Annotated in this window: 22 protein-coding genes; 19 read left to right on the forward strand and 3 right to left on the reverse strand. The window is 48.1% G+C overall.

The window, feature by feature from the left end; all coding sequences use genetic code 11:
- The first annotated feature begins 1 nt into the window (after nt 1).
- The 7 genes from rsfS to LACZS1_RS07110 all read left to right on the forward strand — a co-directional run bounded on the left by rsfS (nt 2) and on the right by LACZS1_RS07110 (nt 7242).
- Nucleotides 2–361: a ribosome silencing factor gene (gene rsfS, locus LACZS1_RS07080; protein ID WP_010487900.1), complete on the forward strand. Its 360-nt coding sequence runs from the start codon at nt 2–4 to the stop codon at nt 359–361.
- A complete protein-coding gene (locus LACZS1_RS07085) occupies nt 358–1095 on the forward strand; it encodes a class I SAM-dependent DNA methyltransferase (RefSeq protein ID WP_070650472.1) in 738 nt (245 codons plus the stop codon). The genes rsfS and LACZS1_RS07085 overlap by 4 nt, the downstream gene beginning before the upstream one ends.
- Before the next feature lie 49 nt (nt 1096–1144).
- Entirely contained in the window at nt 1145–2281 is a 1137-nt protein-coding gene (locus LACZS1_RS07090; RefSeq protein ID WP_070650471.1) for a nucleotidyltransferase, read from the forward strand.
- Nucleotides 2282–2346: 65 nt separating this feature from the next.
- Nucleotides 2347–2895 carry a YceD family protein gene (locus LACZS1_RS07095; protein ID WP_070650470.1) on the forward strand — a complete coding sequence of 183 codons (549 nt, stop codon included), beginning with the start codon at nt 2347–2349 and terminating at the stop codon, nt 2893–2895.
- Nucleotides 2896–3163: 268 nt separating this feature from the next.
- A complete protein-coding gene (gene gnd, locus LACZS1_RS07100; RefSeq protein ID WP_010487912.1) occupies nt 3164–4582 on the forward strand; it encodes an NADP-dependent phosphogluconate dehydrogenase in 1419 nt (472 codons plus the stop codon).
- 387 nt (nt 4583–4969) lie between these two features.
- Nucleotides 4970–5656, forward strand: a complete 687-nt coding sequence (locus tag LACZS1_RS07105) for a response regulator transcription factor (protein ID WP_003565833.1) — start codon at nt 4970–4972, stop codon at nt 5654–5656.
- Nucleotides 5656–7242: a HAMP domain-containing sensor histidine kinase gene (locus LACZS1_RS07110; protein ID WP_172493460.1), complete on the forward strand. Its 1587-nt coding sequence runs from the start codon at nt 5656–5658 to the stop codon at nt 7240–7242. Before LACZS1_RS07105 ends, LACZS1_RS07110 begins: the two co-directional genes overlap by 1 nt.
- 606 nt (nt 7243–7848) lie before the next feature.
- Here LACZS1_RS07110 and yidC read toward each other — a convergent pair.
- Nucleotides 7849–8838, reverse strand: coding sequence for a membrane protein insertase YidC (gene yidC / locus LACZS1_RS07115; protein ID WP_070650468.1), 990 nt, complete (start codon nt 8836–8838; stop codon nt 7849–7851).
- A gap of 58 nt (nt 8839–8896) precedes the next feature.
- Nucleotides 8897–9178: an acylphosphatase gene (locus LACZS1_RS07120; RefSeq protein ID WP_025013374.1), complete on the reverse strand. Its 282-nt coding sequence runs from the start codon at nt 9176–9178 to the stop codon at nt 8897–8899.
- A gap of 244 nt (nt 9179–9422) precedes the next feature.
- Between LACZS1_RS07120 and LACZS1_RS07125 the strand changes: the two genes are divergently transcribed.
- From LACZS1_RS07125 to LACZS1_RS07180, 12 genes are all read left to right on the forward strand, one after another.
- Nucleotides 9423–10184 carry a TrmH family RNA methyltransferase gene (locus LACZS1_RS07125; RefSeq protein ID WP_070650467.1) on the forward strand — a complete coding sequence of 254 codons (762 nt, stop codon included), beginning with the start codon at nt 9423–9425 and terminating at the stop codon, nt 10182–10184.
- A gap of 83 nt (nt 10185–10267) precedes the next feature.
- Complete coding sequence (locus LACZS1_RS07130) at nt 10268–10771, forward strand: HD domain-containing protein (protein WP_005684434.1); 504 nt, start codon at nt 10268–10270, stop codon at nt 10769–10771.
- Between the two features lie 228 nt (nt 10772–10999).
- Nucleotides 11000–11386, forward strand: a complete 387-nt coding sequence (locus tag LACZS1_RS07135; protein ID WP_010487928.1) for a winged helix-turn-helix transcriptional regulator — start codon at nt 11000–11002, stop codon at nt 11384–11386.
- A 382-nt stretch (nt 11387–11768) separates the two neighbouring features.
- Nucleotides 11769–12815 carry a phenylalanine--tRNA ligase subunit alpha gene (gene pheS, locus LACZS1_RS07140; RefSeq protein WP_070650466.1) on the forward strand — a complete coding sequence of 349 codons (1047 nt, stop codon included), beginning with the start codon at nt 11769–11771 and terminating at the stop codon, nt 12813–12815.
- 1 nt (nt 12816) lies between these two features.
- Entirely contained in the window at nt 12817–15228 is a 2412-nt protein-coding gene (pheT, locus tag LACZS1_RS07145) for a phenylalanine--tRNA ligase subunit beta (RefSeq protein ID WP_070650465.1), read from the forward strand.
- Nucleotides 15229–15406: 178 nt separating this feature from the next.
- Complete coding sequence (mltG, locus tag LACZS1_RS07150) at nt 15407–16558, forward strand: endolytic transglycosylase MltG (RefSeq protein ID WP_049169504.1); 1152 nt, start codon at nt 15407–15409, stop codon at nt 16556–16558.
- 231 nt (nt 16559–16789) lie between these two features.
- Entirely contained in the window at nt 16790–17428 is a 639-nt protein-coding gene (gene udk, locus LACZS1_RS07155; protein WP_010487936.1) for a uridine kinase, read from the forward strand.
- A 66-nt stretch (nt 17429–17494) separates the two neighbouring features.
- Nucleotides 17495–17965 carry a transcription elongation factor GreA gene (greA, locus tag LACZS1_RS07160; RefSeq protein WP_010487938.1) on the forward strand — a complete coding sequence of 157 codons (471 nt, stop codon included), beginning with the start codon at nt 17495–17497 and terminating at the stop codon, nt 17963–17965.
- A gap of 228 nt (nt 17966–18193) precedes the next feature.
- Nucleotides 18194–18898 (forward strand): cell wall-active antibiotics response protein LiaF, encoded by a 705-nt coding sequence (gene liaF, locus LACZS1_RS07165; RefSeq protein WP_010487940.1) that lies wholly within the window; start codon nt 18194–18196, stop codon nt 18896–18898.
- Nucleotides 18895–19959 (forward strand): sensor histidine kinase, encoded by a 1065-nt coding sequence (locus tag LACZS1_RS07170; RefSeq protein WP_047106307.1) that lies wholly within the window; start codon nt 18895–18897, stop codon nt 19957–19959. Before liaF ends, LACZS1_RS07170 begins: the two co-directional genes overlap by 4 nt.
- Nucleotides 19952–20617 carry a response regulator gene (locus LACZS1_RS07175; RefSeq protein ID WP_039639112.1) on the forward strand — a complete coding sequence of 222 codons (666 nt, stop codon included), beginning with the start codon at nt 19952–19954 and terminating at the stop codon, nt 20615–20617. The genes LACZS1_RS07170 and LACZS1_RS07175 overlap by 8 nt, the downstream gene beginning before the upstream one ends.
- Nucleotides 20598–20897: a HesB/YadR/YfhF family protein gene (locus LACZS1_RS07180; RefSeq protein ID WP_010487945.1), complete on the forward strand. Its 300-nt coding sequence runs from the start codon at nt 20598–20600 to the stop codon at nt 20895–20897. Before LACZS1_RS07175 ends, LACZS1_RS07180 begins: the two co-directional genes overlap by 20 nt.
- Nucleotides 20898–20991: 94 nt before the next feature.
- Here LACZS1_RS07180 and LACZS1_RS07185 read toward each other — a convergent pair whose 3' ends face one another.
- Complete coding sequence (locus LACZS1_RS07185; RefSeq protein ID WP_070650464.1) at nt 20992–23586, reverse strand: YfhO family protein; 2595 nt, start codon at nt 23584–23586, stop codon at nt 20992–20994.
- Between the last annotated feature and the right edge of the window lie 124 nt (nt 23587–23710).

Consider the following 23710-nt stretch of genomic DNA (forward strand, 5'->3'; position numbering starts at 1 on the left):
TATGGTCGACGCAAAAACAATGTTGGAAATTGCTGTTAAAGCCGGTGATTCAAAGCGGGCCGAGGATATTGTCGCTTTGGATATGCGCGGTGTGAGCTTATTGGCGGATTATTTTGTCATTATGAGCGGCACTTCGGATCGTCAGGTACAGGCGATTGTGGATGAAATCGAAGAAAAAGAAGAAGCTGCCGGTGTCGATATTCGCCGAATCGAAGGCCAGAAAGGTTCAAAATGGATGCTCATCGACTTGAATGATGTGGTTGTCCATGTCTTTATGCCGGAAGAGCGCCAATTCTATAACCTTGAGAAATTGTGGCAAAGCGCCCCGCTTGTCAACGTGGATCAGTGGGTCGAGGCATGATCTACACCACTTTTGCCGAAGTTTATGACAAATTGATGGATCAGTCACTGTATTTACGGTGGCGGGATTACGTTAAACAGCGGGTAGCGTCAGCCAATCAGCCTTTGCTGGAGCTTGCTGGCGGTTCGGGTTTTCTCGCCGTGTTGTTGGCACAGTCAGGCTATCAAGTCACCGATCTCGATCTGTCAGATGACATGTTGACGTTGGCCGAAGAAAAAGCACTTGCTGCCGATGTCGATTTAACGTTGATCCAAGGCGATATGCGGGATTTACATGACTTGCCGAAGTTTCCCGTAGTCACCTGCTTTGATGATTCCATTTGCTATATGCCCGATCTTGATGCAGTTAAGCATGTCTTCGCCCAGGTGGCGGCACTGCTGCCTTCAGGCGGGGATTTTCTTTTTGATGCCCATTCGCTGTACCAGATGGATCAGGTTTTCCCAGGCTATATGTACAATTATCAAAGCGATGACTTTGCTTTTTTATGGAACAGTTTTGTCGGTGAACAACCGCATAGTATCGAACACGATCTGACGTTTTTCATTTATGACGAGGACTTAGATGCCTACAAGCCGCTAACCGAAACCCACAAGGAGCGAACTTATCCGCTGGAAGATTATCTGGCGGCGCTGCAGGCAACCGGTTTTGAAAAGGTTGAAGTCACGGCTGATTTTGGGACGCAACCGGTTTCGGCCAAGAGTACCCGCTGGTTCTTTCACGCCAAGAAGCGGTAGGCAAAAACGAATTCTGATTTGACTGACGAAGGCGATTCTGGAGGTGCGTATGCAAGCTGTTGGCATGATTGCGGAATTTAATCCGTTTCACTCAGGCCATGCTTTTGCATTGGCTAAAGCGCGAAATTTAACGCACGCAGATGTCGTCGTGGTGGTCATGTCAGGCAATTATGTGCAACGCGGCGAACCGGCGATTTTTGATAAGTGGGTACGTGCGGAGGCAGCGCTGACTCATGGTGCCGATATCGTGATTGAATTACCGGTGACCGGTGCCGTTCAAGCGGCCGATCAATTCGCCCAGGCCGGTGTGTCGGCGTTAGCAGCGTTGCATGTATCGGCACTGGCATTTGGTACCGAACACCCTGAGTTAGATTATTTAGATCTTGCCCGGCAATTAGTGGCGACTGATATCACGGACCCGGGTTTTGCCGATTATACGCAGACTTACGCGACCCAGCTTAATGCTGCCTATGCAAAGGTGGCGGGGATTACGCAGACGGACCCAAACTTTATGTTGGGCTTGAGCTATGCCAAGGCGGTTTTGGCATTACAGGTGCCGATGCAGCTTTACCCTTTCGGCCGACAGGGTGTTGGACATGATGACCAGAAGATCAAAGCCAATCTTGCCAGTGCGTCGGCGGTGCGACAACACTTGCGGGAAGGGGAGCCTGTCACAGGTATTGTGCCAGCAGATTTGATTTCGGTTTATGCTGAGCAACCGCAATATGGCTGGTCGCAATTTTTCCCGTGGTTAAAATATCGCCTGCAAACAGCTGATTTAGCTGAGTTGCGGCAAGTGGCGACGATGGCAGAGGGGTTGGAGTATCGGTTCACCCAGCAGATTGATGGTGCTCATGATATGACCGAATTTTTGCACCGGGTTAAGTCAAAGCGCTATACCTATGCTCGATTACGCCGGCTCGCCTTAGCCATCACGCTGAATATGACGACCGCTGCTGTCACGAAAGCTCGGCACTTGCCACAACTGCATGTCCTTGGGTTTACACCGACTGGCCGGCAATATCTGCGCACTGTCAAACACCACTTGGCTTACCCCTTGCTCACACGTGTCAGTGCTGATATGCTTGCACCGTATGGGGTCTTGGCCATGACCCATCGCGCGGATCGATTAATCACAGCCATTGGCGGCGTCGAACAGAATTATGGTCGACCGCCACTCATGTGAGGCGTATGAATCGATTTTTATCCGAAGGTCCTGGGCTTTCGAATGTATTTTTAAGGAGGATTGCCATGCTGAAATGGACTATTCAGGAATTAATGAAACATGATGAGCAACCGTTACACTTTAGTACCACGTTAGATGTCAAGGCTGATCTGCAGGATCGCGATCCGGAGATTCTTGATGTGAGTCCCATCCAGGTGAGTGGGGATGTGTTGTATGATCGCGGCGATTTTCTGGTCAGTGTTAATCTGACAGGTACGCTCGTGGTACCTTCCACCCGCAGTCTGAAGCCAGTGACAATGCCGCAGAATTTTACCTTCAGCGAAATCTATTTAACCGATGAAGGCCATGCGGATCAGTATGAAGACGGCGAAATCCTCATGCCGCTCGAAGAATCCGAACTGAACCTTTTGCCGGCAGTCGAAGATCACCTGTTGCTCAGCATCCCAATGCAGGTGCTCACACCGGAAGAAGCAGCCACCGGTGATATGCCTGCCGGAGATGAATGGGAAGTGCTCGCCGAAGATGAATACAAGAAGCGGACAGAAGAGAAAAAGAAGGCAGATAATCCCTTTGCAAAGTTGAAGGGGATGTTCCCGGATCAGGATGAATCGTGATGGGTACGCTTGTTGCTAAAAAGCACCAGGCAAACCTGAATGATAAAATATGAACAGATACTAGGTTCTAATCATGAATTAAGCAGTGCTCACTGGCATAAGTCGGGCAATGCTTTTTTTTATTTGCCTGGTCACTTAGTCTGAATTTGGCGAACTTGAAAATAATACATTTTACCTGCCTGCGAAGGCTTCTGAAGACTGTTAAATCAAGGCTGTTTCTGCTAACATGAATGGAGTAAATGTTGAAATTAATGAGGAGGTTTCCGTAATGGATAAACCACAAATCGGCGTTGTCGGTATGGCTGTGATGGGCAAGAATCTTGCCTTGAACATTGAAAGCCGCGGCAATACCGTTGCAATCTACAATCGAACCGGAAGTAAAACCAAGGCGGTTGTTGACGAGCATCCAGATAAGAAGTTGGTACCAAGTTATAAGATCGAGGACTTTGTTGCTTCGCTCGAAAAGCCGCGCCGCATTATCATGATGGTTAAGGCTGGCGCCGGAACCGATGCGGTCATTAAAGAATTGTTACCGTTGCTTGATAAAGGTGACGTTTTAATTGATGGCGGGAACACTTTCTTTGAAGACACCATGCGCCGGAGTGCCGAATTGGACAAATCCGGCATTAACTTCATCGGCATGGGCGTTTCCGGTGGCGAGTTAGGGGCGCTGCATGGTCCTTCCCTCATGCCGGGCGGTCAAAAAGAAGCCTACGATCTGGTCGCGCCAATTCTTGAAGCCATTTCCGCAAAAGCTGACGATGGCGCACCATGTGTCACTTACATTGGGCCAAATGGTGCTGGCCATTATGTCAAAATGGTGCATAATGGCATCGAATACGGCGATATGGAACTTATCGCTGAAAGTTACAATTTGATGCGTAACCTGCTTGGCTTGGATGTTAAGGAAATTGCCGACATTTTCAGTGACTGGAATAAAGGCGAACTGGACTCCTATCTCATTGACATTACAGCCGACATTTTGACGCGTAAGGATGATCTCGGCAGCGACAAGCCAATTGTTGACGTGATTCTGGATCGTGCCGGCAATAAAGGCACAGGTAAGTGGTCATCTCAGTCAGCGCTTGAATTAGGCGTTCCTCAGAGTGTGATCACCGAATCTGTCTATGCGCGTTACATCAGTGCCATGAAACAGGAACGGGTGGCAGCAAGCAAAGTCTTGCCAAAGCCAGTGGCCAACGTTTCAGTCGACAAAAAAGAAGCCATCGAAATGATTCGCAAGGCCTTGTATTTCAGTAAACTGATGTCATACGCCCAAGGCTTTGAACAGATGCGTTTTGCTTCAGAAAAATACGACTGGAATCTTCAATATGGCGAACTGGCAAAGATCTGGCGTGCCGGCTGCATCATCCGCGCCCGCTTCTTGCAAAACATCACCGATGCTTACAACAAAAAGCCAGATTTGCAAAACCTTTTGCTAGACGATTACTTCCTGAATATCGCCAAGAATTATCAGGAAAGTGTCCGTGATCTGGTTGGTCTCGCCGTTAAAGCCGGTGTGCCGGTTCCTGGTTTCTCCGCAGCGATCAGCTACTACGACTCATATCGTTCGCCAGTGCTGCCAGCTAACCTGACCCAGGCGCAACGCGATTACTTCGGTGCCCACACTTACGAACGAACCGATCGCGACGGGATTTTCCACTATAGTTGGTACCACGAAGCTTAAAATTTTAATGACCAATTGATCGAGTCAATCCGTAAACATGCCGGATTGGCTCTTTTTGGGTTAAAGGCTGAGCCAATGATGTACGTTGATGACTTAATGGTAATTGGCGATAGACCACTTATGAAAATAAAATTAGAGAAGTGCTGAGCGAGTGGGTAGCTCGGTTAAGTATGAGCGTGGACCTGTTTATGAGAATCTATCCGGATTGAAAAATGAGAAAACCACCGAACGAACTTTTTCCAACGGCGATTGTGCCCATCATTGCGCGGCTTATAGCCAAAATGAGAAAACTGTGCTAAACTAGCTTAGCATCGTTTTTTAATGAGAAATCACGAATAAAGTTGCGTTGCGTGTGTGGTGCCACTAAGAAAGCATAAGGAGACCCTGATGAGTAAAATATTGATTATTGAAGATGAAAAAAATCTTGCTCGGTTTGTCGAGTTGGAATTAAAACACGAAGGCTACGAAACGGAAGTCCATTTCAATGGCCGCACGGGACTTGAGGCGGCGTTGGCTGAAGATTGGGATGCTATCCTGCTCGACTTGATGTTGCCAGAGTTGAATGGCCTTGAAGTCTGCCGGCGGGTACGCCAGGTTAAGAATACGCCGATTATCATGATGACGGCCCGTGATTCTGTGATTGATCGTGTTAGTGGCTTGGATCACGGCGCCGATGATTACATTGTCAAGCCATTTGCCATCGAAGAATTGTTGGCCCGGTTACGTGCGTTGTTACGCCGAATTAGTATCGAAGGCGAAAACAACACCGCTAAACAAACCACGATCAAATATCGCGACCTTGTGATCGAGAAGGAAAACCGGGTTGTTCGCCGCGGTGATGACATTATCGAACTGACCAAGCGTGAGTATGAATTGCTTCTGACTTTGATGGAGAACGTCAACGTGGTCTTGGCTCGTGATGTCTTGCTTTCCAAAGTCTGGGGTTACAACTCCGATGTTGAAACGAATGTTGTCGATGTATACGTCCGCTATATTCGTAATAAAATTGATCGGCCGGGTGAACCAAGTTATATTCAGACGGTTCGGGGAACCGGCTATGTCATGCGTTCGTAATGGCGATTAAACAGACAAGTACCGGGCAAAAGAAGAAAAGTCCCCGCATCTCGTTAAAGGTCAAATGGGCCGTAACGGTTGGTGTCGGGATTTTTGTCACTTTTGTCACTTTTTCGATGATCCTATACGGCGCGATGCGACAGATTCTGTTGAATCAGGAGCGCCGAACTGTTACGGACACGCTTAGTACTGTCGTCCAACGACTTTCCCCAGTCAGTGGCGATTTGACCATTGCCCAGGTTGTTCCGCGGTTGGAAGGTACAGCGGCGTCTGACCAAGCTTCGTTACCAGCACCGAGTGAATCACGTGAGCGGATTTTTTCCGATTCGGTGATTCAAAAGTTAGCGCAAGCTGATGTGAGTGTGTCGGTTTTCTCACGCGATCGTACGAATATTTTTCAGTCGCGGGATACACCCATCACGTTAGGCAAGGTTCATGGTACCGAAGTGCAGGAGAGCCATATTGGCGATTTTAATGGTCTGGTAGGCACTGCGCCGATTTATTCAGCCACGACTTCTGACCTGATCGGGTATGTGCAGGTAACAAATAAACTAACGGCGTTCCATGCAACGATGCACGAAATCACGTTACTAATCGTGGGCTTAAGCCTGGCAGCGGTGTTGATTTCGATTCTGATTGGTTATATTTTGGCAACGCGCTTCTTGAAACCAATTAAATTAATCACGAATGCTATTGATGTCGTGAATGAGGAGCCGGAAAGTACCGTTCGAATACCGGCGCTCAAACGTAATGATGAACTTGGTGATCTAGTGCTTGAGTTTAATGGTATGTTAGATCGCATTCAGCGTTACATTGATCAGCAAAGTGAATTTGTGCAGGATGTCTCGCATGAGCTGCGGACGCCGGTTGCTATTTTGGAAGGCCACCTGCAGCTGTTGAACCGGTGGGGCAAGGATGATCCTGAGGTCTTAGATGAGTCCTTGAAGGCATCGTTGCAGGAAATCACCCGTATGAAGAGCCTGATTCAGGAAATGTTGGATTTGACCCGGGCTGATCAGGTGGATGTTCAGTTTCCAAATGCCGTGGTCGATGTGCATAAAACCGTTCAGCAGGTTGTCGCTGATTTTCGGATGATCCATCCCGACTTCACATTTACTTTGGATGATGATCTTGAGAAGACGACGTTTGTTCGCATGTATCGTAATCATTTGGAGCAGGTCATGATTATTTTGATGGATAATGCGGTCAAATATTCGACTAACCGGAAAGAGATTCATGTATCAATGGCGCAAAGCAGTGGCAATGGTGTTGCTTTGGCCGTGCAGGACTTTGGCGAAGGCATTGCCGAAAAGGATCGGCGGCGAGTGTTCAATCGCTTCTACCGCGTTGACAAGGCTCGTAGTCGGGAAAAAGGCGGCAATGGGCTCGGATTATCGATCGCCCAACAGTTAATCGAAAGCTACCATGGACAAATTGAAGTCGATTCAGCCCTCGGGCACGGCTCTATTTTCCGAATCGACTTGCCGACCATTACCGAAGCAAAAGCGAAGGCGCTTAAGGCTCAGGAAGAAGCCAAACAAGCGGCTGCGCCAAAGAGCGATACCACGATTAAAAGTAATTTGTGACTTCCAAGTTGACTGAAAGCTGTTAGCGTTTCTCACGCAAAGGATGCTGAGCCATAATTCCGTAAGATCATTAACAGTTTAAGAAATTCCGAACGATACAGAAAAGGTTTAGCAATTGGTTCCAGGCCGCGCCAAACTCCGCAATCTCCGGCCAGCTGGGGCTTGCGACGCGAAGCTAGAGCGGAGGGCACGACTTAGAGCCTCTGCAAAACCGGCAGAGTCTCTAAGCTCGGCCTTGATGTAGGCGGGGCAAAAAGCGCCCCACCAACATCAATTTCACAGCTGAGCCCCATCTGGCCTACGATTGCTCCGCCTTGGCACTCATATCTTAAATAGTCTCACCGAATTACTCCATAGAAACAAAGGATGAACATACTCTCGATAACGACAAGAGTACGTTCATCTTTTTTAGCGTGGCTATGAATTATGGCTCATTCTCTTTTATTGTCTTACGTTCAAAAAATTTAAGTAGCCTTCGGTGCCCTAGTGATTGACCGCACCTTCCACGTCTGGGTTCCGTTAACACGTAATGAAAGCGGCTATCGTAATCGCCTCCAGTATCAAAAAAGCCGCCCGCGAAAACGGACGACTAAGAAATTGACAGGTTTATTTGCGTGGTCGTTGCTGCTTACCGGCATTGCGCTTACGTAATTTGTTATGGTCGATGGCATCGGGATCTGCCGGCTGGTGACTGCTGCCTGTCGCACCAGCAGTCGCAGTGACTTTACCCCAGTCATCAAAGGTATGTTCGTTAACGACGATGACTGGTGGATTTTCTTCCATTTCCTCATCGAGCCGCTTGCGAATGTTAGGCGTTACAATGTACGTCACAATGGCTTGTTGAACGATGAGGATAATGCCGCCAGCACCAAAATAGAGACCTAAGCCGGCATTGTACATCATACAAAAAATAAACGTCATGATCGGGTTCAAAAAGGCCGTTGTCTGCATTGCTTTTCGCTGTTCCGGCGGCACGCCCTGCAACATGATCAAGCTGACCACAATATACGGCAAGGTGGCTAAAATTGTGACGATGAAATTGGAGTGGCCTAGTTGAATACCAAAGAAGGTTGCCCGCGAGATTTCCGGTGAGTACGCAATGGCTTGGTAAAGACCTGAGAAAATCGGCAACTGAATGAGCATCGGCAAACAACCCATGGACGGAATCATACTCGTCCCGTTGGCGGAATAAATTTTCCGCATGTAGTTATTGGCAGCTAATTGTTGCTCCGGGGTTTTGGCTTTTTTGGTCGCTTCTTGGACAATTTTCAGTTGTGGCTGGAGGATTTTTTGCTTTTCCTGATAAGCCGTCATGGTCCGTTGTTGCCGTAACATGAGCGGTAACACGATCAAGCGGACCAGTAGGGTGATGACGATAATCGCAATCCCGTAACTGCTGGTCGTGCCGACAAACCCGGCAATCCACTCCATCAAGTGCTGCAGTGGCAGCCCAATGACTTTATAAAAAGTGCCAAAGAATGGATCCGTTGGCGGTTTAAGCGTGACCCCTTGTTTCGTGGTGGGAGCACACGCGGCTAATGGTAAGGGCAATAAGCCCACAATCCCTAGTGTAAATACTTTTTTCGACTTGTGCATGAATAATTTCCCTTCAAAATGTCATCGGGTTTAACTATACTGTATGGGCTGAACGGATTCAACCGGTGACGCGAAAACCATGGAAGTCAGGAATGTTTTCCAGTGGTTTTTCTTCGTAAGTCGAAACGTTGGCATAAGGATTAGGGCCGGCTTTAACCTGGGCAACAAATTTTGCCAGATTAAGCGGTTCGCCGGCTGCCTGAATAAAAACAGAGCCGTCAGAGCGGTTTTCGATGGTGCCGCTAATGTTCAGATTATCCGCAATCATCTTCGTGGCCCAGCGGAAACCGACGCCTTGCACCCGGCCACGGACGACGATTTGTTTAGCAAGTTTGACCAAAAAGACACTTCCTTTCTTACTATCACGCGCCCTTAATACCGGAAAGCTTCTGGAGGCGCTCGTTTCGTGAGAAAACTGTCTGTGAAAAAGTACTAAAGTCTTCCTCGGCGCTTTCTCCACAGTCCATACTAGTGTAGCATAAGGCTTATGAATGAGGCGACAACGGACTAAAGTTTGATTTTTAAAAATGAACGCGTTGGCAACTATGCGCATCGCCGAACGTTGGCGCCAGAAGGAGAATTTTATGGAATATATTTCATCACCTAAGAATGACAGAATCAAGACCGCTAAAAAATTAACCGTTAAGAAACACCAAAAAGATGCCGGGCGTTACTTATTGGAAGGGCGTCATTTGGTTCAGGAGGCACTGGCAAGTGGTCAGACGCCTTACGATATTTATGCAACCGAAAAATATTTGGATGACCGGGCGCTCAAGCCGTTTTATGACAAGATCACCCAGATTTCGGAATCGGTCGCGGAACATCTCAGTGACACCGAAACACCGCAAGGCATTTTTGCGGTTATGCCCCGACAGGCTGAGCAATTACCTGAGCCGCTGAGCGGACAATTTTTGCTGTTAGATGCGATTCAGGATCCTGGCAATGTCGGAACTTTGGTGCGTACGGCAGACGCTGCCGGTATTAAGACGGTAATTTTCGGGCAGGGAACGGCAGATGCTTTTGGCCCTAAAGTTTTGCGAGCCATGCAGGGAAGCCAGTTCCACGTCCGCATCGTTTCCGCCAAGTTAATGCCGATTATCAAGGCACTGCAACGGGCCGGCATTCCGGTTTATGGGTCGGAACTCAATGAGGAGGCTAAAAGTTATCGCAAGATTCAGCCAAGTGCGCAATTCGGGTTGATTGTCGGCAACGAAGGTAACGGTATGGATCCTGTTCTTTTAAAGCAAACCGATACAAATTTATATATTCCTATTCGCGGCCAAGCGGAATCGTTGAATGTTGCGGTCGCCGCGGCGATCATGATGTTCCATCTAGTTGGGGATTAAGAATCTATTATGAAGGTGCCTTTTAGGTGTGGAAGCTGTTATACTATAAGTGTGTTCATCAAACCACAAAAGGAGCAGATGTCTTGAGCAAAAAACGCGATTGGCAATCGGATGCTGAGTATGTAGGGTATGTGGCTGATTTATTGGCCAAGCCTGAGGTTCAGCGACTGGCAGAACACCCGCAACATCATTATTCTAACCGATTGGAGCACTCGATCAGTGTTTCCTATCAGAGCTATCTGATCGGGAAACGGCTGCATCTGAATGTTCGTGCGATCGCCCGAGCAGGCTTGTTGCACGATCTGTTTTACTATGATTGGCGCAAAACCAAGTTTGACTTGGGGACGCATGCCTTTATCCATCCCCGGATTGCTTTACGGAACGCTGAGAAGCTGACCGAATTGTCACCGATGGAAAAAGACATTATCATCAAGCACATGTGGGGCGCAACAGTTGGCTTGCCTAAATACAAGGAAAGTTTTGTTGTGTCTCTAGTTGATGATTATGCTGCGATGGATGAGGTCGTCGTACCATGGATGCACAAGCTCCGGCATCCGATCCACACCCACTTAAAAGCTTTAAATTAGGATCGTGATATGACGGTGGTAGTTGCCACCGTCCACACGAGAACCGCGGATATTTATCTGCGGTTCTTTTTTAGGGAAGACCGTCCCATTCGAACCTAGTGAGTTACTTTATTAGCTAATTTACCAAGTTTGTCTGGACTTTCTTATACATCGGGTTGTAATATTTTGCCAGTGTGGTATGCTAGCACTATCTAAATGTAAGTAAGTGGGAATAATGAGGTGAGTAGAGTGGATGCAACAGTAACCAGTACAACCGATTGTCAAAGTCAGCAAGTCGCTCTTTGTCCTAAATTTCAACATACGTTTGAAATTCTAGGCAAGAAGTGGAACGGTTTGATCCTGGAAGTGCTATTAAACAATGGCAATTCGCGGTTCAAGGATATTGCGAAGCTGATTCCGCGTTGTTCAGACCGGGTTTTGGTTGAGCGCCTGAAAGAACTTGAGGGCGAAGGCTTGATTAATCGGTTGACGCACAAGGATTCGGCGTTAATCGAGTATGCACTGACAGATAAAGGCCGTGCTTTGAATTCAGTGATGGCAGCGGCGCATGCTTGGGGCGATGCCTGGGTTACAGATGAAGAGTGCCACGCCAATGAGACTCAAAAAAACGCGTAATTCACGCGTTTTTTCTTTATTAACGGGCGCCAGTTGAAAAATCAGCTCTTGACGCCAGCGCTCAATTTGCTAAGCTTGTTTTATCTAAAAACATAAAAACCATGACGAAAGCCCAAACAGGCTGGTAAGACAGGGAGTGACGTTCATAAGACTGCGAGACGTCTCTTACCAAAATGTTTGTCTTCACTTTCCGAGTTGACTTTTGAGGTGGCAACACTTAGAAAGCTCCGGCCTGGCCGTTACCTTGTTGAGTGCATGGATCAGTGTGACCATGAACAAGGGTGGTACCGCGACGCTTCGTCCCTTTTGAAGAGGGACTTTTTTTATGCCTTCAAAACGCATAAAAAATGCCGCTTGCAGTCAGTAATCGAGGAGGAAAAATATGGATTTTCAAACCAAGCTCGAACAACTTTTTCAACAAAACAACGAACGCATCAAAGAAGTCGATTCGTTGGATGACTTGAATCAGATTCGCGTGCAATTATTAGGGAAAAAAGGTCCGATCACCAGCGTGCTGCGCGGAATGAAGGATCTTGCGGCTGATGAACGGCCAAAAGTCGGTGCATTTGCCAACAAAATTCGTGATGAGTTAAGTGCCGCGATTGAAGCCCGCAAAGCGCAATTGGAGCAGGCAGTTATTGATGCCAAATTGGCGTCGGAAACTATTGATGTGACATTGCCGGGTGACCCGGTTGTTGCTGGTACGCCGCACATCATTATCCAAATCATGGACGATCTTGAAAGCTTCTTTATGGGCATGGGGTATCAAGTGCTGAGTGGTCCGGAAGTCGAGGAAGATCATTATAATTTTGAAATGATGAATATCCCAAAGGACCATCCGGCACGGGATATGCAGGAAACTTTTTATATCAACAATGAATTGCTGATGCGGTCACAGACGAGCCCGATGCAGGCGCGGACCATGGAAAAGCATGATTTCAGTAAGGGACCGTTGAAGATGATCAGTCCGGGTGTGGTTTATCGTCGCGATGATGACGATGCCACGCACAGCCATCAGTTTCATCAAATGGAGGGGTTAGTCATTGATAAGCACATTACCATGGCTGATCTCAAAGGTACCTTACTGGCCATGTGTCAGCACGTGTTTGGCGCTGATCGCACGATTCGGTTGCGTCCGAGTTATTTTCCATTCACGGAACCGTCTGTTGAAGTCGATGTTTCCTGCTTCCGTTGCGGCGGCAAGGGCTGCCCGGTTTGCAAGTATACCGGGTGGATTGAAGTCCTCGGTGCCGGCATGGTGCATCCGAATGTTCTGCGGGCAGCCAAGATTGATGCCGATGTCTATGGTGGCTTTGCATTTGGCCTCGGTCCGGATCGGTTTGCCATGCTGAAATACGGCATTGACGATATTCGCAGCTTTTACACAGACGACTTGCGCTTCCTAACGCAGTTCAGCCAGGAGGGTTAAGATGAACGTTTCATATGATTGGTTAAAAGAACTCGTCAATGTCCCAGTTTCACCAGAAGAACTGGCCGACAAGGTTTCCCGAACCGGAATAGAAATTGATGGGGTTAAGCACCCTGACGCCGGATTGAAAAAAATTGTAGTCGGGAAAGTGCTGACAAGCAAGCCGCATCCGAATTCCGATCATCTCAAACTTTGTGAAGTGGATGTCGGCGAAGCGGATCCGCGGCAGATTGTTTGCGGTGCTCCCAATGTCGCTGCAGGACAAACGGTCATTGTGGCACTGCCAGGTGCGCGGATTGCGGACAATGTCAAAATTAAAAAAGGCAAAATGCGCGGCGAAGAAAGCCTCGGGATGATTTGTGCGCTTCAAGAAATCGGCTTTAACGAAAATGTGGTACCGAAGTCCTATTTAAACGGCATCTATGTTTTCAACGAACCATTGAAGCCAGGCAGTGATGCGTTAGCCGCGTTAGGTATGCATGATGCCATTTTGGATTTTGAAATCACGCCAAACCGCGCGGATGCTTTAGGAATGCGCGGTGTTGCGTGGGAGGTCGGTGCCACCTATGCCGAAAAGCCGCATTTTGTCGAAAAACCGTTAACCGAGGGCACGAAGCCGATTGCCGATTATCTAAGTGCAGAAGTCAAAGATGCCCAGGATGCGCCGAGCTATCAGCTACGGGTCATCGACCATGTTAAGGTCAAGGAGAGTCCACTCTGGTTGCAACGGCGTCTCTGGAATGCCGGAGTTCGACCAATTAATAATATTGTGGATATCACGAATCTGATTATGTTGACGTATGGCCAGCCGTTGCACGCATTTGATTATGCCAAACTTGGCAGCAAGCATATCGAAGTCCGCCGGGCCAAAAACGGTGAGCCATTAACTACCTTGGATGGTCGGGAACATGAACTGGATGATCGCGATATCGTCATTACGAACGGTCAGGTGCCGGTTGCTTTGGCCGGGGTCATGGGCGGCTTGAATTCGGAAATTTCCGAAACCACCACAACCGTTGTCGTTGAAGCGGCTAGCTTTAATCCGGTCAATGTGCGGAAAACCGCGTTGAAATATAATCTGCGCTCAGAGGCGTCTTCCCGCTTCGAAAAAGGCATCAATCTGGCTGATATTAATCATGCGTTGGATGCTGCGGTCGCTTGGATGGTTGAACTGGGTGGCGGTCAATCAGCGAAAGGCACGCTGAGTCCGACTGCTGTTGAAGCCAAGGATGTGGTGGTAGATATCTCACTAGACCACATCAATCATGTCTTAGGCACTGATCTGCAAGAAGACCAGGTAACCGGCATTTTTCGCCAGTTAGGTTTTGGCGTGACGGTTGCAGACGGTCTTTTTGCGGTTGCGGTTCCGCCACGCCGCTGGGATATCCACATTAAAGCGGATCTGGTTGAAGAAGTTGCGCGTATTTATGGCTTTGACAATTTACCAAGTACCTTGCCGACGACAACCATGACGATTGGGGAATATACCCCGAAACAGAAACGGATTCGGCGGACGCGACATCTTCTTGAAGGACTGGGCTTAACCCAAGCGATCACTTATGGCTTAACCACTGCCAAAGCGGCTGAGCAATTCAAACTGCAACCGGGCAAGCCAACTCAGGTTGATTCGCCGATGACAACCGATCATGCCGTGTTGCGTATGAACATGGTCACTGGGTTACTGGATGTCATTAAATACAATCAGGCTCGTAAGGAAACCAATGTGGCGATTTATGAGCAGGGCCGCATTTTCACCAAAACCGGCGATCAGGTTCGCCCGACTGAAATCGAGTACCTAGGTGGTGCATTGACTGGTCAAGTGACGACTAAGACCTGGAACCAGGATGCCCGTCCCGTTGATTTCTTTTATGTCAAAGGGATTGTCACCCACTTGCTTGAAGATTATTCATTGACAGAGCCGGTACGGTTTGCGGCAACGCAGGCAGTGGCCGAACTGCATCCGGGCCAAGCTGCCGATATTTTTGTTGGCGACACCCGCATTGGCTTCTTAGGACGCCTGCATCCCGCATTTGAACACGACAACCATTTACCAGAAACGTTTGTCTTTCAGCTAGATCTCGATGCGTTGTTCGTTGCACCAAAACAGGAAAAGATTGCCCAACCGGCGCCGAAGTTCCCGGCCGTCACGCGCGATATTGCGCTTCAGGTGGCTGAGACCGTCACAAATGCGCAAGTGATGGCTGTCTTCCGTCAACATGGCGGTGCTTATCTCAAGCAGGTTAAACTTTTCGATGTTTACGCAGGTGAACACATTGCTGAAGGCCAAAAGAGCTTGGCATACACGCTGACTTATCGGCGGGATGACCAGACGCTGACTGAAGACGAAGTGACGCAAGCGTTCGATCGTGTTAAGTCTGCGTTAGCATCAGATTTGGCTGCTGAGATTCGCTAATCATCAGTCGCAATTTACCGCGCAATTAGGTATGATGGTCACTGGTTATTAAGCTGCTGCCGAAGATAGTTCGGCGGTGGTTCTGTTACATAAGCGGCTGTATGCTGCCAGTTTGGATGACAGGCACATTTAGTTTAATCCGCGATAAACAATAGTACGTAAAAAGGAGGCATCTTTTTTGGATAGGCGATCCCGACATGTAGAGGACAAACGGCGGTTGCGCGCCGATGAAAAAAAGGCGTCGCACAAGATTGTCGCGTGGGTTCTGGGTATCTTGTTTGCGGTGCTGGTGATTGTTGGCCTGATGGGGTATCGGTACGTCCACTCGGCACTTCAGCCGGTGAATCCGAATGGTCAGACTTCTGTCAATGTAACGGTGCCTGCAGGTTCATCCACCAAACAAATTGCCGCCAAATTGGAAGCCAAGCACGTGATCAAAAGTGCCATGGTGTTCAATTATTATGTCAAGTTTCACAACATTGCTGACTTTCAGGCTGGCAGTTATCAGCTGACACAACGTGATTCGATGAATCAGGTGATCCAAAAGTTGCGGGCTGGCGGCACAGCAGCCACCGCGGCGGGACAGTTGCTAGTTAAAGAAGGCGCGACAATCGAGCAAATCGCAACCTCCGTGAATAAGCTAGGCAAATCAAATCGCAATCTGACGAGCAAGAAATTCATGGCGCTCATGAAAAATCAGGCGTTCTTTGCTAAAATGGCCAAGAAATACCCGCAGCTTTTGAGTTCTGCCGCTTCGGCCCAAGGCGTTCGCTACCGCTTGGAAGGGTACCTTTTCCCAGCCACTTATAGTGTGAGTGCGGGCGAGACGGTCGAAGATCTGGTTGAAGCCATGTTAGCCAAAACTGACAGTGTCATGCAAAGTTACTACAAAAGTATCAAAAAGCAAGGCTATACGGTCCAGGAAGTCATGACCTTAGCCTCGCTGGTTGAGCGTGAAGGGGTGACCCAGGAAGATCGCCGGACCATTGCCGGTGTTTTCTTGAACCGAATTGATGCGGATATGCCATTGCAATCGGATATTTCGGTTATGTATGCTTTAAATACGCATAAAACCCACTTGACCAATAAGGATACCAGCGTTGATTCGCCGTATAACCTGTATGTGCATACCGGTTACGGTCCGGGTCCATTTGATTCGCCAAGTGAGCAAAGTATCACCGCGGTGTTAAGTCCAAATGATCGCAGCAAGCATTATCTGTACTTTGTTGCCAACCTGAAGACCGGCGAAGTGCTGTATGCCACCACGCGTGAACAACACGACGAGAACACGGCTAAGTTTGCCAGCGATAACTCATCAGTCAATAAATGATGTGCTTGTCAGGTGTGCATTTCATGAGTGACTGTTGAGATGTCATTTTGCCGTATATAATTTTAACAAGTAAGTCAGGATATTTTCATCGTGCTAAAATGAGTGGCAGAAGCTGAGCGATGCAATTAAAATAAGCGGCCTTGGAAGTGATGCTTGAATGGCGAACATCACTTCCAAGGCTGTTGTGCGCAGTTTTTATTGTCAACGATCTCAATGAAAGAAGGCCAGCAGATGCAGCAAAAGAAACCTATTGTGATCGGTGTGACCGGTGGCTCTGCCAGTGGCAAGACCAGTGTCAGTCGCGCGATTTTCGATCACTTTTCCGGGCATTCCTTGCTCTTGCTGGCACAGGATGCGTATTATAAGAAAAGTGACAAACCGTTCTCGGAGCGGAAGAAAATCAATTATGATCATCCGCTGGCGTTTGACACCCCGCTACTGAAGCATCACTTGGATGAGTTGATTCATCGCCACGCGGTTGATCAGCCAGTTTATGATTACACGATTCATAATCGCTCGGATAAAACGGTGCATCTTGAACCTAAAGATGTGATCATTCTTGAAGGGATTCTGATTCTTGATGATGAGTCGTTACGTAACATGATGGACATCAAGGTGTTCGTTGATACCGATGACGATATTCGCGTCATTCGCCGAATTCGACGCGACATGGTTTCGCGCGGGCGGACACTAGATTCAATTATTAATCAATATTTAAAAACCGTAAAACCGATGTATCATCAATTTGTTGAACCGACGAAACGTTACGCGGATCTGATTGTTCCGGAAGGCGGTCAGAATCAGGTCGCCATTGATTTACTGGTGACCAAGATCAAAGCCATTCTAGCGGAACGCGGTTTACAAGAGTAGCCATTGACAAATGGCTTCTGGATTAATAAAGTGACTAAGGAAAATAAGAAGTGAGGTAAGTATTTTATGGCAGACAAAAGCTATCCGATGACAGCAGAAGGTAAAAAGAAACTTGAAAACGAGCTTGAAGAGCTTAAAACCAAGAAGCGCCCAGAAGTCATTGAGCGCATCAAGGTAGCCCGGGGGTTCGGCGATTTGTCCGAAAACTCCGAATATGAAGCAGCTAAAGATGAACAATCTACACTTGAAAATCGGATCGTGACGATTCAGACAATGTTGCGGTACGCTGAGATCATTGACGCTAAGGCAGTTGCCAAAAACGAAGTCTCCATTGGTAAAAAAGTGACCTTTGAAGAAGACGGCGACGAGGAAACATACGAAATTGTCGGGGCAGCAGAAGCCGATGCTTTCAATGGCAAGATCAGTAATGAAAGCCCAATTGCTCAAGGACTTATTGGTCGTAAAGTTGGCGACAAAGTTACCATCAACACACCAGGCGGCGAAATGACCGTTACGATTACAAAAGTTGAAGGTTAATCCTGATTCATAAAAAGCTAGTCGGCAGTCACATCCTGATTAAGAGGACGTGGTTGCCGGCTTTTATTATGAGCGAATGTCAGTTGCCGGTGAATATCAGCCTTACGCCCTAAGCTAGCGAGCATTTGATTCGTTATAATAAATCAAGGATATGGTAGTCGGCTACGAATTTGGTGATGCCTCACTGCCAGATAAATTCACGAGTTTGATTAAAAGGAGGGATCGCAAATGCGCCGCTGGCAACTGTTTTTGGGGATTGAATTTGCGCTCTTACTCTGGCTAGGATTCCAGATCATTACGAATCCCATGGCGTTGGCAACGATCCTGATTGGCTTTCTGTTTCTTTTCTTAGGCATGCACTGGCACCGGTTGCGGACTTTTAGTGTCACGTTTGGCGGTGTATTAATGGTGCTGGGTATCTTTATTAATCCCGCGATTTGGCTCATATTGATGGTGGCCGGGATCTTTTTGATGATGGTTCTGACCAAACCAAAAGCAGGCTTTTCGGTTTGGAATCATAAACAGTACGTTGCGCCGGTAACGGAGGCTCCAGGTAAAAAAGCCGGACGGCGAACCATTCGTTCCTGGGCGGGGCGGCAAACGATTGCACCCAGTTACGATTGGGATGACATCAACATGGTGGTGCCAGCCGGTGATACCATCATTGACCTGGGTGACACTTTTTTACCCAAAGGCGACAGCGTGATTATGATTCGCAAAGGCTTTGGGAAAACCAGAATTCTGGTTCCCGTGGGTGTTGGCGTTGCTGTAGAACATGCGACGTTTTATGGGCGGTTGCATTTTGAAGATTCCGATTCGATGCTGCATAGCCAAAGTGTGACCGCTTATTCGCAGGATTACGACGATGCACCGCGCCGAATCCACATTATCACGAATGTGGTGGTGGGCGACTTGGAGGTGCTGGCAGTATGAGAAGACGGATGTTAGTCGGTTTTTTTATGATCCTGCTGGTCTGGACGATTTTGGTCGAGGCCTGTTTGGTGTTTATGCTGGCAAAAGTGACCCGTCATGATTTCCTGCAACTGTTGTTGGCGAACGTACTTTCAGCGCCGTTATTTGTTTACCTTTTTATTGGCGCCTTACTGATCAGCTCTGGCGCCACCGTGATTGTATTATGGCGGCAACGGGTGATGCGTAATCAGTTGGATAGTCGTCTGGCGCAGTTGAATGCCGGGCAATATCAAGCACCGATCTTTAATCGTTCCCAACAAGCAGTCGCCGCATTAGGCAAACAGCCAGCTGACTTGCTTGAAGCATTACGGCAAAAAATGATACGCTTACAACGTGAGATTGAACGTTATAGTAATACGCCTGTGCGCTTCTCCGGCGAAACCCGTGAGGCCATTCTAACCGGTGAACGGCACCGGTTAGCCCGAGAACTGCATGATTCGGTTTCTCAGCAGTTGTTTGCGGCGATGATGATGTTGTCGGCACTGCGGAGTGTCGCGGAACGCGACCCTAAGCAGGAAGCTTTGCAGAAGCAGTTGGATACGATTCAAAAAGTGATCAATGAAGCCCAGGCGGAAATGCGGGCGTTGCTATTGCATCTACGTCCGACTAATCTTGAAGGCAAATCGCTAAAGCAGGGGATTATCCAGTTGTTGAAAGAATTGCAAACCAAGATTACAATCAAAATCACATGGCAATTGGATGACATTAAGTTAAATGCGGCGACTGAGGATAATCTTTTCCGGATTGTTCAAGAGCTGCTTAGTAATACATTACGCCATGCGAAAGCCGATAGCCTTGAAGTTTATCTGAAGCGGTTGCAAGATATGGTTATTTTGCGTATGGTGGATGATGGTGTTGGGTTTGATCCAAAAGAAACTAGTGGCAACGGTAACTATGGTCTTGCCAATATCAAGGAACGCGCGGCGGCCATGGGTGGAACAGCCAAGGTCGTGAGCGTAGTCGGTCAAGGAACCAGTGTTGAAGTCAGAGTACCGTTATCAAAGGATGTTGCGCATGATTAAAGTATTGATCGTTGATGATCACGAAATGGTTCGACTGGGATTGGCGACGTATATTGGCGTTCAGCCTGACTTAGAGGTGGTCGATCAAGCCGAAAACGGCCAGGAAGGCGTCGATATGGCGTTGAAAGATCGGCCTGATATTATCTTGATGGATCTGGTGATGCCGGTAAAAGACGGCATTACGGCGACTAAGGAGATTCTGAAAGCTTGGCCGCAAGCGCGGATTATTATTTTGACCAGTTTCATCGATGATGCCAAAGTGTATCCAGCCATGGAGGCAGGGGCGGCGAGCTATATTCTGAAAACCGCCACAGCGGAAGAAATTGCCAAAGCCATTCGTCAGACTGCCAAGGGGGAACGGGTACTTGAGCCGCAAGTGACCACTAAGATGATGAATCGCATGAATCATCCGCAACCGCAGTATGACGAACTGACCAACCGCGAACGCGAAGTTTTGCAGTTGATTGCGCAAGGCAAGTCGAATCAGGAAATTGCCACAGCGCTATTTATTACATTGAAAACGGTTAAAACGCACGTCTCAAACATATTAGCCAAGTTGGATGTCGAGGATCGGACCCAGGCGGCGATTTATGCGCTCAAGCATGGTCTGGTCAAAAATGATCAAGGAGATGATGGGGTTGCAACTCGCGATCACTGATAAAGCAAGTCAATGGTTTCACCGTGAATTAAATTTACCGGATCAAGGTGCCGGCATTCGTTTCTTCGGCAAAGCTTATGGGAAGACCCAGGTTCATGATGGTTTTAGCGTGGGGATGACAAGGGATGATCATCCAGAGCATCCAATTATGTCAGTCGAAAAAGACGGCGTGACCTATTTCGTCAATCCGACCGATGCATGGTTCTTTGAAAACCTTGCGATGACGGTTGATTATGACGCCCATCTGGATGAACCTAAGTACGAATTTAAAGAAGAATAAGGCAGATTGTAGGCATACTTCATGTATGATTAATCTGCACGTAAAAAATCCTCGGGCGCAGTTGCTGCTGCCCAAGGATTTTTTGTTTTTCAGATCATGATTTCCGGTAGGGCTGGAGCTGAGTTGTTACAAACCACCACCCTGTCGTCAGAAGCAAGCCGATAACCGTTATCAGGCTGCCCCAGCCCAATAATGGCGGCGTGTAGCGCATGGTGATGCGATAACGCCCGGGCTTAAGCGGAATGGCCATGAAAATGCCAAGACTGGTTTTGACCGAAACTGGGTTCCCGTTAACGCTGACGTGCCAGCCTGGTGCCGTTGGGATCGTTGTTTGCATCATTTGGTTTGGTTTACGAATGGTGACATCAGCTGCAATGGTGGTGTCAGTAGCGCGTTTAACCCGCCAACCGCTTGCTTGTAATTGTTTGAGATCGCGTAGAATAGTGCCGACGTCAGCTTGATACAGGCTGACATTGTCAAACCACGCCTCTTTTTTATTGAGCTGAAAAGTTAATGTTTGCTCCTGGAGACCCTTTTTAGGCGTGACATTTACAGTGATCGTGTCGTTAAAGCTATCAGGGAGCGTCACAGCGTTTCCATTTTGTTTGAGGTTCACCAGATGATTGGCAAAATGGCTGCCAAGCGTCAGAACGTAGCATTTTCCCGCTTGCGGTTTAAAACGATAGGTCACAGTATGGCGGCCTTTGCCAACCTTAGTAAATGTCAACGTGCCATTTGATGTCGTGCGGCGAACGCCCGAAAGCGTCGGTTCGGGGAGTGGCAAGGCGCTAAAATAAGGATCGGTGTCTTTTCCCAGGGCGGCCTGGAGAATAAACGATTGATTGGCAACAGGCGTGTCACTATAAAGCTGCTGTTTCAGTAAATCGGTGCTGGCCGCGAAGCCGATTTGTTGAGCAAATGGTGACTGCAGGATTTTCCAGGGACCAACTTGGTTTACTTGCCGATACCATTTTAAATCAGGCCGTTGTCCGGCATCGGGTAGGGAGTTCTGCGCATGAGTCGGCGTTAAAAAGTATTTCATCCCCAACAGACTATCCGTGATTAACGTGCCATTGGTGTATGCCACCGAGCCATCGTCTTCAGGTTGGCCAATTTGCCCAAAGAACTTCGGCAAAGCCGGCTCGAGCAGCGAGTTGAATTGGTCGGCCCCGCGATAGTTGCCAGTCATCGGATCGTTACGCGTCCGAATTGTAGTTTTGCCAATGCGAAAGAATCCGTGATCTTCTTTCTTAACGGCGTTGGCACCTTGGACGAGCGCTGCGGTATAATCGTGGTAATCACGGTGGTCGAGGTAAGCCAGCTGATTCAGCGTCAGAATCATGCTGCCGCTCATGTCGACCAAGACGATGGCAAAGCCAAACCATAACGGCCGGTGCTGATCGAGACTGAGCCACACAAGCACCAGTAACAGCGAACCGATACCAAACACGAGATTACCGAAAGTCAAAAAGCTGAAGTGTTTCAGATTAAGTGCGACATCACCATAAATCAGCCCGAATACGATGAGTAAAATGACGAGCTTTTGAAGCGATAATCCTGTTTCTATCTTTGCCAGACTGCTAATACCTAAACTCAGGAACCAGAAGCACAAGACAAATGTAAAACGATACGGATACCAAACCGGAAATTGAAAACCATGCCACAATAAATCCAGCGGTTCGAACATGCAGGAAAGTAGCAAGAAACCGGTCACCAAGGCAGCCGCAATTTTCTGCCGCCATGACTGCTGTCTGGATAAGAAGAAAAGGACTGCTAGAACAAATCCTAAGGCGCCGACATAAATATTCGGGAACCCTGAAGGCATTTGATCAAAGTTGAAACTGCCCGGGATCAGCTTGCTTAACAAGCGATCCGGGGCATACTCAAAGCGCCACTGGAACGTTTTGACCGTATAAGTTGCTTTGGATTGGGCAAGTTGAAACCATGTCGGAAGAAGGACCACGGCGCTGCACATGCCGGCCAGTAAGCTGGCACCCGTAAAACGCAATCCGATACGCCAGGCGTGCCGCCAAGACTTGGCATGGGCACCGAGCCAATAAGCAGCGTATAATACCAGAAACAACGCAATCATATAGCCTGTGTAAAAGTTGATGATAAGGGCAGCCGCCAGCCAGCCGATATAGGCAATGCTCCGGCCTTTGGTGAACAACGCCTCCGCACTTTGAACGATCAACGGCAGCAAAATCGCTGCATCTAGCCACATCAAGTTGAAACTGTTTGCCAACAGCCAACCGCTAAGCGCATATGCCAATCCAAAAGCGGGAATCATCATCCCGTTAATTCCGTGGTGTTTGGCATACCATCCCATGGTTAATCCGGCCGTGCTGATTTTTAGAATCATGATCAAAAAAGCAGCAACATCCAGCATGTCAGCGGGGAAAAGAATCACCAACAAATTAAACGGACTTAATAAATAGTATGCAAAGACGCCAAACATGTCGCCGCCTAATCCTTTATTAAAGGCATAAAAAAGCTGCCCCGGGTGGCCGAGCAGAGTTTGGCGAAGATAGGCAAAAAAGTCAATATACTGTTGGCCCAGATCAACCGTGAGCACGCTGCTGGAACCAAACGGGAAAACGCCGCGAATGGCAAAGTAAAAACCGACTAACAGTCCCGGCAGTAAAAAGCTAAGGATCAGCGGATTGTTTTTTAACCATCGTCGTCGCACAGGTACCCACCAACTTCTAAATTAAAATTAATTCCGGCTTATTTTCGTCCGGCATCGTTATTTCTAGCATATCATAAGATACATAGCGTTTTGCCGGGTTCTTTGCTACACTTTAAAAGATAGA

This window comes from Lacticaseibacillus zeae subsp. silagei, from assembly GCF_030770335.1.
In the GTDB taxonomy this organism is placed as follows: Bacteria; Bacillota; Bacilli; order Lactobacillales; family Lactobacillaceae; genus Lacticaseibacillus; species Lacticaseibacillus zeae.

What these genes read in the sequence shown, in the direction of transcription:
- rsfS (WP_010487900.1), top strand. Translation starts at nt 2, where the DNA reads ATGGTCGACGCAAAAACAATGTTGGAAATTGCTGTTAAAGCCGGTGAT.
- LACZS1_RS07085 (WP_070650472.1), top strand. Translation starts at nt 358, where the DNA reads ATGATCTACACCACTTTTGCCGAAGTTTATGACAAATTGATGGATCAG.
- LACZS1_RS07090 (WP_070650471.1), top strand. Translation starts at nt 1,145, where the DNA reads ATGCAAGCTGTTGGCATGATTGCGGAATTTAATCCGTTTCACTCAGGC.
- LACZS1_RS07095 (WP_070650470.1), top strand. Translation starts at nt 2,347, where the DNA reads ATGCTGAAATGGACTATTCAGGAATTAATGAAACATGATGAGCAACCG.
- gnd (WP_010487912.1), top strand. Translation starts at nt 3,164, where the DNA reads ATGGATAAACCACAAATCGGCGTTGTCGGTATGGCTGTGATGGGCAAG.
- LACZS1_RS07105 (WP_003565833.1), top strand. Translation starts at nt 4,970, where the DNA reads ATGAGTAAAATATTGATTATTGAAGATGAAAAAAATCTTGCTCGGTTT.
- LACZS1_RS07110 (WP_172493460.1), top strand. Translation starts at nt 5,656, where the DNA reads ATGGCGATTAAACAGACAAGTACCGGGCAAAAGAAGAAAAGTCCCCGC.
- yidC (WP_070650468.1), bottom strand. Translation starts at nt 8,838, where the DNA reads ATGCACAAGTCGAAAAAAGTATTTACACTAGGGATTGTGGGCTTATTG.
- LACZS1_RS07125 (WP_070650467.1), top strand. Translation starts at nt 9,423, where the DNA reads ATGGAATATATTTCATCACCTAAGAATGACAGAATCAAGACCGCTAAA.
- pheS (WP_070650466.1), top strand. Translation starts at nt 11,769, where the DNA reads ATGGATTTTCAAACCAAGCTCGAACAACTTTTTCAACAAAACAACGAA.
- pheT (WP_070650465.1), top strand. Translation starts at nt 12,817, where the DNA reads ATGAACGTTTCATATGATTGGTTAAAAGAACTCGTCAATGTCCCAGTT.
- udk (WP_010487936.1), top strand. Translation starts at nt 16,790, where the DNA reads ATGCAGCAAAAGAAACCTATTGTGATCGGTGTGACCGGTGGCTCTGCC.
- greA (WP_010487938.1), top strand. Translation starts at nt 17,495, where the DNA reads ATGGCAGACAAAAGCTATCCGATGACAGCAGAAGGTAAAAAGAAACTT.
- liaF (WP_010487940.1), top strand. Translation starts at nt 18,194, where the DNA reads ATGCGCCGCTGGCAACTGTTTTTGGGGATTGAATTTGCGCTCTTACTC.
- LACZS1_RS07170 (WP_047106307.1), top strand. Translation starts at nt 18,895, where the DNA reads ATGAGAAGACGGATGTTAGTCGGTTTTTTTATGATCCTGCTGGTCTGG.
- LACZS1_RS07175 (WP_039639112.1), top strand. Translation starts at nt 19,952, where the DNA reads ATGATTAAAGTATTGATCGTTGATGATCACGAAATGGTTCGACTGGGA.